This is a genomic window from Salibacterium salarium (assembly GCF_030813635.1).
Taxonomy (GTDB): domain Bacteria; phylum Bacillota; class Bacilli; order Bacillales; family Marinococcaceae; genus Salibacterium; species Salibacterium salarium.
This window is the reverse complement of record NZ_JAUSUM010000003.1, coordinates 496,660-511,226: the sequence shown is the minus strand read 5'-3', so window position 1 is coordinate 511,226 and position 14,567 is coordinate 496,660. Positions and strand designations below refer to the sequence as shown.

Below are 14,567 nucleotides of genomic sequence, written 5' to 3'. Positions count from 1 at the left end.
GCGGTCCTACGGAGGTTCTTAACAATACGTAAGTGCTAAATATTGCAATAATTAACAGAGGAGGAAGGGATTCAAATGAATAATACCGTTAAATTGCTTCAAAATCATACATCCGTTCGTTCTTATACAAACAACCCACTGACAGAGGAACAACGAGATGCAATTTTTAAGGCAGCTAATCAAACTTCATCTTTCAGCCTTTTACAGGCTGTTTCTATCATTAGAATTACAGATCAAGAGCTCCGAAAAAAAGTGATGCAACTCTCTGTCAATCAACCTTATATTGAAGAGGCAGCAGAATTTTGGATTTTTTGTGCCGATTTTAACCGGGATCATCAAATTGCTCCCAATGTAGACCTTGAGTATACTGAATACCTTTTAATAGGTTCATTCGATGCTGGGCTAATGGCTCAAAATGCGTTAACCGCAGCAGAATCAATGGGACTCGGTGGTGTATATATCGGTGCAGTAAGAAGTAATATTGAAGAATTAACTGAGGTATTACATTTACCAAAGTATGTGATCCCTTTAGTAGGGTTATGCATCGGCCACCCTGCTGAAGAGAAACCTGGAATAAAGCCACGTTTACCTCAATCGATGGTAATGTTTGATAATCAGTATCAGCCATTAGATGAAGAAAAATTAGCAACTTATGACCAACAGATGCGGGAATATTACCAAGATCGCCCTGTTAAAGCTCCTTTCACTGTAAAGAACGTAAAGGGATGGAAAGATCATATTGAGGATCATCTTGAGAGAAGCAGAATGCCCTTCATGCTCGAGTATTTAAACAAACAAGGATTTGCTAAAAAATAGATAGTTATTTTCCAAGTTGGCACCTATGCGGATTTATGCTGAGTTTCCAAAATCGTTTAGGCACTATATATGCTGATGGCAAAAGCAGCCTTAGTTGATGAACTTATGATTGGCGGATTTTCACCCTAGTCATGAGAGCAGAATAAAAAGGATACCAACTAATTGCGCAAAAGTTGAATAATGGACCGTATAAGTACAGTCTAATAGTTTTTTTGATTGATTCTTTTGTTCCAGGAGTGGCTGTCTAAAACGGAACTACCGGTAATAAACAGATACTTCCTTTCCGGTTTGAAAGCGCTGGTATATCAGGGGGGAACATTAAAACAGGTGAACAGGTAGTGATTGAAAATAAAACATCTAAAAGCAAATAACACTTTAACACATTAACTCAATAACCAAGACTAGAAAGTCAGTAGTGGGATTTATGTTGTTTTAGGTTTTTTCAGCCAAGTTACAGTGGTAATCTAAAAAACATTTACGTTAACCAGGTAAATTGCTTAATACTTTAATAATTAATTATCCCTATCCTTAAGGATAGTTGTAGCTTAAGCAAATGAGTATTGTTAAGGGTAAGAAAACATGTAATTGCTAGTTGAATTTTAAAGTGTACATTTTAGGTAATAGTAACGTGGTGGCGATAAAAGTGCGAATGTTAATTTTTTCGGATATCAAGGGTTAGAATGTAATGTGAACATGTGGAAGTATTGATTTGGGTGGTGAGTTTCAATAATTAAATTGAAATTATGATTTATAGAACTATAAGCTGTTGCGTGAATATTATTTTATGGGGGCGAATTGGGGGAGGATTTGAGCATATGTCACCCAAATAGAAAAAATACAGCAATTGCTTCATATCAAAAACCCTATAAAACAGGGGTTAAACGTATGTGTTCTGTTATAATCCTACGAACATACTTTCTATGGTAAGGATGAGGTCACCAGTTCGAGTCCGGTAGGAAGCTCCATAGTTACACGGAGCCTTATGTGGCAGTAATTCTAGCGTTCGTTTTTTCGGAGCAATAGCGTATGAACAACGTAAAAGAATCCGGTCACGTAAGAAAAATAGACCGATTAAGCCACGCTCTCTTTACCGTTTTAATGAACGGTAGAGAGGGCGTTTTTTGTTATGTCGAAAAAAGGGAGGAGACCGGCTAAACGGTATCGTACGAAATATGATTCGATTAGCCAGGGTGTCCGTTTCTCGTTTTCAAACCTTTGCGGCATTTATTTGAACGCGAAACAAGCCTAGGGGTTATAGTGTGAAGTTTCATTATCATTGTTATCATCAATTCCCAAACTAAATCGAGAAAATGACCTTTTTTCGTAATTTATTGCTGGTTATGTAAAAATGACTCTACATCTTCATCTGGAGGTTTCTTAACATGTACAAAAAATTACCCGATATTAAAGAGGCAAACCATGATGCAAACCATGTTTTTTGCTCAGCTATCTCGTTATAATTTGACAACACTTTCCTTAGAGAGACTAAATCTACTAAGGTGAGAACATTTGTGAATTCGATAATAATACCCTGATAGAAAAGTAATAATATAACCATTGATAAGAAAAAATGTCTTTTAGTCTTAAATAACTTGCATGGTACATGCAACATGTAAGTTTACATCATCGAACGAAACAATGTGCCGGCTCTCTTTTTATTCATCTAATTCAAGGAGAGAAGGGTGGCAGATCAATGAAACTGCTCGGTATTTCAGGAACCATCACCAGCTCAAAAACGGAAATTTCGGTACGACAAACGTTGGATATGGTGAAACGTCATGATCCGAACATCGAGGTGGTATGTATGAACCTGAAAGATGATGATCTTCAGTTCTGCGATGGACGTGATCCCTGGATTTTCAGGGATCGTTTACCGGGGCACTGAAAAATTTGTTTGACCTGGTGCCTATAAGCACACTCCGCCACAAGGTGATAGGATTTATCGCGACAGGGGATCCTCTCACCACTATCTTGTGTTGTCATTGAAAATCAGTTAAAATCAATTCCGGCTATTTTCGGGCGTATGTGGTGCCTGGGTACGTCTTTGTGCATGATTTCCATTTTAATGAAAAAAAGGAGCTAGTAGATGAAGACATTCTAAACCGCTTAAGAGTAGAAAATGTATCTTCGTGTTAAAGGTCGATTCGAAACTAATTTGAAATAAAGGAGGCGGAAACGATGAGCAATAACTTTTGGCAGGATGTCAAAGAACGGATAGACTGGACGGTACTCACGATAAGCGGGGGTCTGTTAACAGTGTTTGTCCTAGTCGCCTTCATTAATGTGGATGCAGTGGCGCAATTTGTATCATCCGGGTTTAATTTTTCTGTTAATTATTTTGGTGCGTACTGGCAGATCTTGTTGTTGGCCACATTTTTCGTTGGAGTGTTTTTGGCAATTTCCAAATACGGCAAAGTGAAACTGGGGAACAGGAATACTCCGGAAATGAGCGGGTTTAAATGGACGTCCATCATTGTCGTATCGGGGTTGGGGGCCGGCGGTGTATTCTGGGCGGCGGCCGAGCCTATGTATTATTTTATGGAAGTTCCGCCGATGTACAGCGGTATTGAGGCGAAGACAGCGGATGCGATTGCGCCGGCGCTTGCCCAGAGTTATATGTCCTGGGGCTTTACGGCATGGGCCTTATACGGTGCGGTCAGTGCATTGATCATTATGTATGCGCATTACAACAAAGGTATGTCCTTGAAACCAAGAACGATGCTGTATCCGATCTTTGGAAGCAAGCTTGAAACGAGCAGGTGGGGATCGGTGATTGATGCGTTCTGTATCATTGCAGCTGCTGCCGGAACCATCGGCCCGATCGGATTTTTGGGACTTCAGGTCAGTTACGGTCTGAATGAGCTCTACGGAATTCCGGATGTTTTTACGACACAGATGGTAGTCATTGGTGCGCTGATTACCATTGTCATTATTTCAGCGGTAACAGGGATTCATAAAGGAATTCAGCGGCTGAGCCGCCTGAATGTATGGACGGCTATAATCGTCGCAGGCTTTCTTCTCGTGTTTGGAGCCGGGGGATTTATCATTAATTCGTTTGTTTCGTCTTACGGCACTTACTTGACCGAATTCATGAATATCCACACTCACCGTCAGGACCAGGGCTGGCTCGGCTTCTGGATGTTGTTTTTCTTTGGTTGGTTTATCGGGTTCGGGCCGCTTGTTGCGATTCTGGTAGCACGAATTTCAAGAGGAAGAACGATCCGTCAGGTGTTTGTAGCCGTATCTATATTGACGGCACTTACATCTAACTTTTGGTTTACAGTTGTCGGCGGATCCGGTATTCATTACGAAATGGAAAGCCCTGGTTCTGTCAGCGGTCCGTTGAATGAAGCCGGACTTCCTGCCGCCATGATTGCTGTTACCCAGCAGATGCCGTTGTCATGGCTGATGCCGACCGTATTTCTGATTATGACGATTCTATTTGTCGTCACCACGGCTGACTCCATGTCTTACTCGATGTCCATAGGGGTAACCGGCGAAGAGAATCCGCCCAAGTCGGTCCGTGTTTTCTGGGCTCTTATTATGGGATTGATAGCGGCCATTCTGATTAATATTGGAGAAGGCGGAATTGATGCTCTGCAGTCCTTTGTGGTGATCGCAGCGATCCCGGTATCCATCATCATGCTGCCCGTGCTGTGGCTTGCTCCCCGCGTGGCGAGACAGATGGCGGTGGAACAGGGAATTGAAGTGCCGGAAGAAAAAAAAGAAAGCGGAACCTGAAGCCGAGGTATCCAAATACCTTAACAGGAGAGGGGAACATGGCTAATCATCATACACTGTGGACAGGCTCCAACTAGTAGTCAATCTGGTAACCGGCTCATCTCCATATAGCTGAAGAATTAATGGGCAACCCCCTTGTTAGAAAAGTAACATTCACCGATTCCACAGAAGTCGGAAAACAACTTATGAAACAAGGGGGAGATCAACTGAAAAAGTTATCCCTCGAACTTGGAGGGGGCATGTCCTCATTCTTGTCATGGATGATGCTGATCTGGATCAGGCGGTCGATGGCGTGATGGCATCGAAGTTCAGGAATGCTGGCCATATAAACTTACGGGGGGTTAGTTTAAATAGAATGGAGCTTATAAATCTTCTGCAATCGGGCGCTTATCCGGAACAAGGAAAGCATCTTTTTCATGAAGTGAAGAATTGAATTAATGGCCCTATTTTGAAATAATTTACTATTGATTGGTTATCAGCAATATTAGTTTATTTCCTGTTTTTCTTGGACCGGTTGCTATTTGTATGGGAATTGTTTGAGGAGAGATTATGAGACTGATAAACAAGGCTTGGTCTTGATTGTGATAGGAATTATTGGTCTTATTGTTGGTGTGGGATTGGGCACTTTTCTACCTATATAATTCTTATACTAGACCAATGCAAACACCATATTGGGTGCGATTGTGGGATCCTTCCCATCATCTTAAACGACTTTATTGTCACGTCTATGGGCTGTTATTCAGCAATTGACCAAAAACATCGTCCATATTTTCGGACGATGTATTTTTCAGCTTCAAAAGTAAACAACTTCATTACCATTACACACCACACGCCCGAAGTCCTACCTTTAGCCCTTGGTAACAGAAGATTACCGTTATATATTTAAAACGGTGAAACGTGTTTTAAATCCATACTTTTTGCTAACATCGGCGTTAAGTCACTCTTAATTCTTCTACAAATTTCGTTTTTTTATTATTTTTTCCTTCCCATTGTTTTGTCGGACGAGAACGCTTATGCTGCCGATATTACTCCCAAACCACAAAGCCTGCAAATAATATAAGAAAGGCTATGGAGAACTTTCAAGAAGCATAAGATCCCTTTTTTTTATCCTTTCTGGGATTGTGAACTAAAGTGGCAGAATTGTTAAATAAGAATAAGTTTCTCTGTTATCCACAAAATATTTAAGATGATTTTAAAAAAGAATCGCTTAGGAGGTCATCTTGTGGAGTACAAAGAGTATTGGATGCAGATATATGAAAAAAGTGAGGAGTTAAATTCCTTAACATCTTCTTACTGGAATGATTATTCAAACATTTGGACTTGGCAGTTCTGGGTAGTTGTTTTCTTACTGGTGTTTCCTCTGATCCTGCTTTACTTTATAGTTGACCGGAAAAGAGTTTTTGAGCTGTTCTTTTTCGGATATACAGTACATGTCCTTTGGACATACACCGATATCATCCTTGAAGGATTTAGGTATTTCGTTCATACATATTTTCTAACTCCTTTATTGCCGTTAGCGTTAAATATGACTGCATCAGCACTTCCAGTAGGTTTCTTGCTTTTATATCAATATTGTACTAATAACGAGAAGAATTTTTATTTGTACACTTTATTGTTAAGTGGTGTATTTGCATTTGGTTTTGCGACTATTGAAGAATATTTAGGGTTATTAGAGTTCGAAAAAGGTATGAATCAATTGTACATTTTTCTCATCGACATAGCGATTGCTTACATTGCTTATTGGGGAACAAAGTTAATCCTAAAATTCAGAGTAAGAGACGAAAAGTATTATTGATAAATTATTGCGTAACAGGTACGTTAGGACAACAAAGGAAACCGACCATTGGCGGCTTCCTTTAACTAAACCAGCTAATAGAAACTTTTCTAATCTTCCATTATAGGGCGCTTTTCTGGAGCAAACCCGTGACCAATTCAGTGTAACTTTAAGCAAGCGGAAATACTGGTGCCGTGCGCAAAACTGGAATAATGATTGCGCCCTTGCTTGGTGTAAAGGGTGATTTTCCTAAGTAAAAAAGATAAAATGAAACTTGCTGGATTCTTTTCCGTATAATGAGTAACCATGAAGGGGGTTAGTTATTGAGCAAACTATTATTACATATTGAAGGGTCTATTGTATTTATGACTTCGCTTTACTTCTATGCTCAAGTGGGAGTTAGCTGGTGGATATTCTTCCTTTTTTTGTTGATACCAGATTTGTCTATGCTTGGCTATATAGTGGATAATAAAATCGGATCAATTATCTATAACATTTTTCACTCATATATCCTACCGTTACTATTAATCATAATAAGTGTGATTATTGGACAAGATGCAATGCTAGCAATAGGCATCATTTGGGTCGCACATATTGGCATGGATCGAACGATTGGTTACGGATTAAAGTACCCAAGTCATTTTAAAGATACTCATCTACAGAAAGTATAGGATTGTATAAGGAGCACTAGAAACAGACCTTGGTGGCAAGGCGATATGAGCTTTCCAAAAATCTCATTTATCGATGGACGAAAGATCTTTTTTATCAGAAATAAATCCAAATATAAAGTATAAAGAGATTAATTTCATATTCTCTATTAGTCACTTTTCTCTTGAAATTCCTTTCAATTAATTTAGAAATAGATTCCAAAAAGAACATACTATATGGAGATGGACCTGGTTTAGAATATAAACCTATAAAACTCAATGTATTTTGGTAATGATTATTTATTTTTACACCACATGAATTATATTCTCTTAATTTAGGACATACATGAAGGCATAATAACTTTTGAGGCTTGATTGGGCGCTGCCTTTATGGGAACAAGCTCAAAAGGAACCATGATAACCAGAACCGATTTTCTACTTCCGGAAAATCAGTTTTTTGCATTTGGTTGCCGTCAACTTACCTATAAAGCTTTTATTCTCATCTTACTGTTGAGTAATACAAAAGAAAGTTAGTATCTTAAAAAAGGGAAGTTTATTAGTTTGCCGAAACCAATACTTTGAAGGAGTTGATGTCTGTATGAACAGAATTAATCTCATTACGTTAGGTGTAAGAGATATTGGAAAATCGCTTAAATTTTATCGCGACATCGGTTTTGAAGCATCCGTCACAGGAGACGAAGAAAACCCTGTCATTGTATTCTTTAAAAATGAAGGATCAAAGTTAGAGTTATTTCCACTTGAAGAATTGGCAAAGGATATCAATGAAGAAAATCCTCCTGAATTGTCAAAAGGAGGGTTCCCGGGTGTCACCCTCGCTTATAATGCAAAGTCTGAAACGGAGGTTGATGATATTCTTCAATCAGTCAAAAATGTCGGTGCCCAAGTAGTTAAAGAGCCACAAATATTATCATGGGGTGGGTATGGAGGTTATTTCATTGACCCTGATGGTTATTACTGGGAAGTTGCGTACGGCTCAAACTGGGAATTTGATGACTCAAACATGTTGATTATTAAAGATTAGATTAAAAAAATACACATTTATTCAACAGCTAATGGAAGGCACCTATCTACAACGGGAATACGAATCTTCAATTATGCCAGCAATATTAGAAAAAACTATTCAGAAACGGTCGCGTTGTTATAACAGGAGTGCCGTCCTAATTATAAGTTCATCTATGTTTACAGAGGCCGACTTGCAAGTAGAGTTGATTGAATATTGTGACGATAAGGGCGATTTTTATTGTAAGGAGGAATGGGATGGAAAAAAAGGTGTGATATTTTGATCAAAGCAATATGATCCCAGAAATCAAGGAGCAGAATTAGTATTTCCTTCCCTTATAGTAGATGCGATCAAATAGGAAAGAGAAATGCTGAGATGAGACGCATAAAGAGGAGAAGAGTTATGATGTGATTTATGAAGGCGGGTATGGGTTTTTAGTTGGTAAGAAAGCCTGTTGAGGGGAGATAACATCTCATGTTTACTATGAAAATAGATAATGAAACATACTTACAATTATTAGAAGAGAGACATGCAGAACAGCTATTTTCATTGATTAACTAATCGAAAGACCTTTAAAGGAATGGTGTGGTACTTTTTATTTTCTCTAACTAAGTGTAAAAATTTGCTGTTATTTGTCGCAAAATTCTTAAAATTTTAAATATACTTTTCTTTTTTACTGTGATAGTATAGAAATAGATTATACTTACAATATTATCTATCACAGTTAGGTTCTGACATAAATTAATTTGATGTACCGCTTTAATAGCTGTGCATAGATAGGTCAAAAATCTAGGAGGTGAATCTGTGATGGAAATTTTTAATAAGGAAGCATTGAAGGCTATTGAGGACATCAGTGATGAGGAACTTATGATGGTTACAGGAGCGGCAGGAAATCAACTAGCTGACGACAGTGGAGGGGTATTTTGTACTGTATCCCATGAATGTCATTATAACTCTGTTTCTCCATCTGGGTGGGCGACTTGCTGCTAATCTTGTAAAAGTTCGGCCAAAATCAGTTGAGCACATAGCTGTTTATCAGTATATGTGCTCAATCTGTAAATATGCCAATATAGGGGTGGAAAAGTAATGAATGTAAATAGTCTCTTGGTTGATAACCGGTGGAGTAATGCGTTATATCTAACAGAGAGGTATGAACAATTTAATCTAAGTAGTAACCAAGAAGGTTTAAATCAAAATGATGATGATATCATTAAGGATTGGTTAAACAATCTGTCTGATGATCGTGACTTACTAAAACGTCGCCTCAACGCCGAAAACATGGAATTTTACAAATTTAAGTCGTTGCTTTTAGAAAAACAATATCAATATAATGTATCTGATTACGAATGGTATCAAGAACTTGTCTCTGTATTTAAAAATAATGGCGGACAGGAAATAGGTGAATATACTCATTTTAATGCGGAAGAGATTCCATTTTTTGAGTTTTACATCCCTTTTTTAAAACGAACAGTTCAAATTATGGAAGAATGGCTGGAGGACACAGGAGCATGGATAGGCAAACGACGAGTTATTGGAGTAGTATTGCAACTAGTAGCAGACAAGATATTTCAGCTTTCCGTAAAAACTTTAATATATGAGTTGAATAAATCTAGAGTAAATGAAGAATTGGAGGGAAATGACCCAAAGCAAAGGTATCAAAGTTTTGTTAATACTAAAATTAAAGATCCAGCAGATATATTAAAGTTATTACTTGATTATCCTGTATTGGCTAGAATGATTGCTGAAAACGTAAAACAGATTAATAAAAACATTTTGGTTGTATTAGATAGACTAATTAACGATAAAAGTAAAATTGAGAAATTTTTTAACGTTAACTTGGAAAACTTGCAAGAAATTGATTTCTTGGGTGACTCTCATAATGATGGTGCCAGCGTACTTCGTTTAAAGTTTAAAGATACGAGCATTATGTATAAACCAAGAGATCTTGAAATTGATATTGCATTTGCAAATCTCTTGAAATGGTTTAATAAAAAAGATATTAATAATCAATTTAAAATTGCAAAAACCTTAAATAAAGGAGAATACGGATGGCAGGAATTTATTCCTTATAAGGAATGTAATCAAATAGGAGGTGTAGAAAAATATTTTGAACGGCAAGGGCAGTATATGGCGATTTTATACGCCATAAATGCAACAGATATGCATATGGAAAATATTATTGCCCATGGGGAGCATCCCTTTTTTGTTGACTTGGAATCCTTGTTTCATAATAGACCATTTACATATTTGGAAGAAAAGGATGGGTATACTGCCCGCGAGAAAGCTTCACTTATTTTGGATGACTCAGTGCTGAAAACAAGTATGTTACCTACTTTAGACCCTAATTCTTTATATCATAGTGATCTTAGCGGATTGGCAGGAGATACTGTACAAGTAATGAACACTTACGAAATATTCCAAAAAAATACAGATGAAATGAAAATTAAACGGAATAAAATTAAAGTAGATAAATATTATCACTTACCTTCATATAAAGAACAGCCCATCACCCCGGAAAATTACCAAGATAAAATTAAAAATGGGTTCTTTCAAAGTTATCAACTAATAATGCAGCATCGTGACGAATTCATTAACTTGTTTTATAAACTGTTTGAGGGTTGTGTTGTTCGTACTATTATCAGGCCTACCATTAGCTATTTTTCATTACTGGAAGCAAGTTCTCACCCGAAGTATTTGAAAGATGGATTAGATAAAATAAAACTAATTGATATTATGTGGTCAATTATTCAGCATGATTCTAGCCGAGAGGAATCAGTGAAATATGAATGCTACGACCTTATCCGTGGAGATGTACCACTGTTCAGAACTGTTATTGGACAAAAGAATTTAATGCATCATAGAGATTCCCCTCCTATAAAAAAAGCCTATTATCAAGATATTATAACTATAACAAAAAGAAAAATATTACAAATGAATGAAGAGGATTTAGAAACACAATGGGAATTCATCGAACGTACAGTTCAAACAAAATATTTATTAGAAAAAACTCATACTATGGAGAAGATTACAGATAGTGTTAATTTAGATATGTTGGAAAAAGAATCGATCAGACCTAACAATAATGACCGTGCTTTAAGGGAAGCTATACGAATTGGTGATTACATTAAAAGTATTGTTGTTCAGGGAGACGACGGTCAGACCGTGTCATGGATTGGTATGGGTATGGATGCGGATGAAAAACTTGTCTATAAGCCTACAGATGTGGGGCTATACAATGGTGTTACAGGGATAGCTTATTTTTTCATGTACCTAGGCAAGGAAACTGGTAATAAGGAATATGTTGAAATTGCCAACCAATGCATCAATACAGCTTGGGAGATGGTAAGAAATAACATTGACCGTAATATTTCTGTATTTACTGGTTATGGTTCATTACTGTATGTGCTACTACATCGATCCAAATTATTTGAACAACATTTGATCAACGATGAGGTTATTGAATTAATGGACATCTTAGAGGAGATGATCGAAGCAGATGATAAGTTAGATATAATTTCCGGTTGTGCCGGAACTCTGATTACATGTTTAGATATATATGACTTATATAAATCCCCTAAAGCACTTGAGATAGCACAAAAGTGCGGAGAACATCTTCTAAAAAAATCACAACCTAGGGATACGGGGATTGCCTGGGTAACATCAACTATTAATAAGGCCCCACTTAGTGGAATTGCACATGGGAATGCTGGTATTTGTCTTAGCCTAGCACGTTTATATGATACAACTGATGATTATCGATATTTAGATGCTTGTTTGGCAGGAATTGAGTATGAGAACAGTTTATATTCTCCAACTGAGAATAACTGGAAGGATCTAAGATTTTCAGATGGTCAAGTACCAGACGATCATTTTGTTATGTACTGGTGTAATGGAGCACCCGGACTCGGCATTGCTCGTATAGGAAAAGCACGTTATATTGAATCAAAGATGTTAGATAGTGATATCGATAAAACATTGGAGAAAACAATGAGGGATGGATTTACAGAGGTTAGTTATTCTCTATGCCATGGCGATATGGGGAATCTTGAATTAATTTTGTTGGGTGCGGATCATCTTAATAGTGACCAATTAAATACCTTTGTTTCACAAATGACTAATCGTATTCTAAATGAGGTAGAAAAAATTGGAAACCATTGGAAGTGCGGCATACCAGGCAGGCAGCAAATTCCTGGATTAATGCTTGGTCTTTCTGGTATTGGTTACCAATTGTTGCGTATATTCAATCGTCATTTACCTTCAGTATTATTATTGGAAGGACCTAATGATATAGCTTCCTTCCAGAAACAGGGTATTAAGGCAGATCGCTATTATGTCTAAATGGGCTGGACTGTTAAATATATTCAAGGTTCGAAAGAAAGTTCCTGTAAAAATTCAGATGAACCAATATGACTGTGGTCCTAGCTGTTTGCATATGTTGCTGGGGTTTTATGGATATGAGGCTGATTTTTCTAATTTAAAAGAACGTTTTGCAACAGTTGGAAACATGCGTGAAGGAATTTCAATGCTAAAGATGAAGGATGTCGCCCAGATTTATCAAATGCAGGCTATCCCCAAGAAAGCCCCATATGATGCTCTTAGTAATGAGATGGTACCATCTATTTTATTTTGGGAAAACAAACATTTTGTTGTGTTAGAAAGCGTCAAACCAAACAAACAGTATGTTGTGATTGATCCAGCGATTGGAAGGCTAGAGTTGGATGAAAATGAATTTGCAAAGAAGTACTCTAATATTTTTTTAATGGCATATCCTGACGAGGGTTTCCAGACTCGCAAAGAGAAAAAGTATAGTAAACTGGCTTTCTTTAAAAATTTAATCTTTAATAATAAAAAGTTTTTCTTTTTAGCTGTATTACTTGCATTTGGTCTACAAATTGTTTCTGTATCGTTTCCGTTGCTAATGCAATTTTCAGTGGACTCTGCGGTACAAGATAGAGGTTATTCATTATTTCCTTTTCTTATCGCAGGTATTATTGTTCTAATCTTGTTACAATTTTGTTTTTCTTATTTTAAGGATATATGTATTGTAAAATTGCAACAACATTTGGATGCTCAACTTACAAATAGTTTTATCTCCCACATGATGTATTTGCCATACCAATATTTTGAGGGTCGTTCACGTGGGGATATGATGTTACGTATTAATAGTAATGTCACTATTCGGGAAATAGTATCCCAAAAATTCATTTCAACCATAATTAATATCTTTTTAGTAATAGTTACTTTTGCCGTTATTTTGATACAGTCAAAAGTCGTTGCTTTCACACTTTTATCATTAGGAACTCTGCAATTCCTTGTATTTTTATATACAAGAAGTAAATTTAAAAAACTAACACAAACTCAAATTGCTGCTCAGAGTTTGGCAGGCTCATTTATGACAGAGATCTTGGAAGGTATATCCACTATCAAGTCTCTGGGAATTGAAGGTGAAGCAGATAAAGGGTGGAAAAGTTTATTTGCTCAGCAATTAAAAGCAATGAAAGATAAAGGCTATTATCAGGCAAAAGTGAACACAGTGAGCAATGGTCTTAACTTCATGACACCGATGATAATTTTATTAGTGGGTCTATTTCAGATGCAACAAGGAAATATCACTATTGGTATGTTAATTTCATTTATGTCATTATCGACACTTTTCCTTAGTCCCTTGAACTCTCTAGCCATGTTAATAGTTGATTTAGTTATGGTAGATTCTCTGTTAGATCGTATATATGATGTTATGAAAGAGGATAAACAATCAGAGAGTGGATCTGATAAGGATAAACTAAATGATAATACCCAAACTTTAAGTTTGAGTGGAAATATATCTATTGATCATGTCAATTTCAAGTATAGTGACTTTGGAGAAAATATATTAAAAGATATCCATATGACGGTTAAGCCAGGTGAAAGGATTGCTTTAGTAGGACGATCAGGGTCGGGAAAGAGTACACTTGCAAATCTACTTGTTGGATTGTACAAGCCTACAGAGGGTTCAATTTATTTCAATGATGTCAGCATGAAAGAGGTTGAGAGGAAAACCTTACGAAGTCAAATAAGTATAGTTCTGCAAGATAATTTTGTGTTTAATCGCACAATATATGAGAATATCACCATTCATACACCTGAAGCGTCCATGGAAGACGTCATTTGGGCGGCACGCCTTGTTGATATTCATTCTGATATTGAAAGTATGCCCATGGGTTATAATACACTGATATCGGAATCTGGTACTAATTTATCGGGAGGTCAGAAACAAAGAATCGCTTTAGCACGGGCGTTGGTCAATCGTCCTAAAATACTGTTGCTAGACGAGGCGACTAGTTCTTTGGACACTGTAACGGAGTCAGTAATAACAGAAAACCTTAAAACATTAAATTGTACTCAGATTGTGATTGCACATCGACTAAGTACAATCATAAGCTCCAATATGATTTATGTATTGGATAAGGGGCAGGTTGTTGATCGTGGAACCCATGAACAATTAATAGAAAACAGTAAATACTATAAGAAACTTGTGTCCGCGCAGATCACAGATCCATGGACTCTGGAGATAAGTAAATAATTGAGC

Annotated in this window: 11 protein-coding genes; all 11 read left to right on the top strand. The window is 37.0% G+C overall.

The window, feature by feature from the left end; translation table 11 throughout:
* Nucleotides 1-75: 75 nt before the first annotated feature.
* The 11 genes from nfsA (at nt 76) to J2S78_RS14050 (ending at nt 14,561) form a co-directional block, all read left to right on the top strand.
* Nucleotides 76-816, top strand: coding sequence for an oxygen-insensitive NADPH nitroreductase (gene nfsA, locus J2S78_RS14100; protein ID WP_306899558.1), 741 nt, complete (start codon nt 76-78; stop codon nt 814-816).
* Nucleotides 817-2,509: 1,693 nt separating this feature from the next.
* Nucleotides 2,510-2,701 (top strand): hypothetical protein, encoded by a 192-nt coding sequence (locus tag J2S78_RS14095; protein ID WP_306899556.1) that lies wholly within the window; start codon nt 2,510-2,512, stop codon nt 2,699-2,701.
* A gap of 17 nt (nt 2,702-2,718) precedes the next feature.
* Complete coding sequence (locus J2S78_RS17110; protein WP_370871572.1) at nt 2,719-2,802, top strand: hypothetical protein; 84 nt, start codon at nt 2,719-2,721, stop codon at nt 2,800-2,802.
* Between the two features lie 192 nt (nt 2,803-2,994).
* The gene (locus tag J2S78_RS14090; RefSeq protein ID WP_306899554.1) at nt 2,995-4,557 is read left to right on the top strand and encodes a BCCT family transporter; all 1,563 of its coding nucleotides are present in this window, start codon (nt 2,995-2,997) and stop codon (nt 4,555-4,557) included.
* Between the two features lie 122 nt (nt 4,558-4,679).
* On the top strand, nt 4,680-4,853 hold the full coding sequence (locus J2S78_RS14085; protein WP_370871570.1) for an aldehyde dehydrogenase family protein: 174 nt from the start codon (nt 4,680-4,682) through the stop codon (nt 4,851-4,853).
* Nucleotides 4,854-5,779: 926 nt separating this feature from the next.
* Nucleotides 5,780-6,352 (top strand): hypothetical protein, encoded by a 573-nt coding sequence (locus J2S78_RS14080; protein WP_306899553.1) that lies wholly within the window; start codon nt 5,780-5,782, stop codon nt 6,350-6,352.
* Nucleotides 6,353-6,654: 302 nt separating this feature from the next.
* Entirely contained in the window at nt 6,655-7,002 is a 348-nt protein-coding gene (locus J2S78_RS14075; protein WP_306899551.1) for a DUF4260 domain-containing protein, read from the top strand.
* A 574-nt stretch (nt 7,003-7,576) separates the two neighbouring features.
* Complete coding sequence (locus J2S78_RS14070) at nt 7,577-8,020, top strand: VOC family protein (RefSeq protein WP_306899550.1); 444 nt, start codon at nt 7,577-7,579, stop codon at nt 8,018-8,020.
* A 786-nt stretch (nt 8,021-8,806) separates the two neighbouring features.
* Nucleotides 8,807-8,989: a type A2 lanthipeptide gene (locus tag J2S78_RS14060; RefSeq protein ID WP_306899622.1), complete on the top strand. Its 183-nt coding sequence runs from the start codon at nt 8,807-8,809 to the stop codon at nt 8,987-8,989.
* Between the two features lie 96 nt (nt 8,990-9,085).
* Nucleotides 9,086-12,337: a type 2 lanthipeptide synthetase LanM family protein gene (locus tag J2S78_RS14055; protein WP_306899548.1), complete on the top strand. Its 3,252-nt coding sequence runs from the start codon at nt 9,086-9,088 to the stop codon at nt 12,335-12,337.
* On the top strand, nt 12,330-14,561 hold the full coding sequence (locus J2S78_RS14050) for a peptidase domain-containing ABC transporter (protein ID WP_306899546.1): 2,232 nt from the start codon (nt 12,330-12,332) through the stop codon (nt 14,559-14,561). The genes J2S78_RS14055 and J2S78_RS14050 overlap by 8 nt, the downstream gene beginning before the upstream one ends.
* Nucleotides 14,562-14,567 lie beyond the last annotated feature (6 nt).

Coding starts and splice junctions, on each gene's coding strand:
- J2S78_RS14070 (WP_306899550.1), top strand. CDS start 7,577: ATGAACAGAATTAATCTCATTACGTTAGGTGTAAGAGATATTGGAAAA.
- J2S78_RS14095 (WP_306899556.1), top strand. CDS start 2,510: ATGAAACTGCTCGGTATTTCAGGAACCATCACCAGCTCAAAAACGGAA.
- J2S78_RS14085 (WP_370871570.1), top strand. CDS start 4,680: ATGGGCAACCCCCTTGTTAGAAAAGTAACATTCACCGATTCCACAGAA.
- J2S78_RS14055 (WP_306899548.1), top strand. CDS start 9,086: ATGAATGTAAATAGTCTCTTGGTTGATAACCGGTGGAGTAATGCGTTA.
- J2S78_RS14090 (WP_306899554.1), top strand. CDS start 2,995: ATGAGCAATAACTTTTGGCAGGATGTCAAAGAACGGATAGACTGGACG.
- J2S78_RS14050 (WP_306899546.1), top strand. CDS start 12,330: ATGTCTAAATGGGCTGGACTGTTAAATATATTCAAGGTTCGAAAGAAA.
- J2S78_RS14060 (WP_306899622.1), top strand. CDS start 8,807: ATGGAAATTTTTAATAAGGAAGCATTGAAGGCTATTGAGGACATCAGT.
- nfsA (WP_306899558.1), top strand. CDS start 76: ATGAATAATACCGTTAAATTGCTTCAAAATCATACATCCGTTCGTTCT.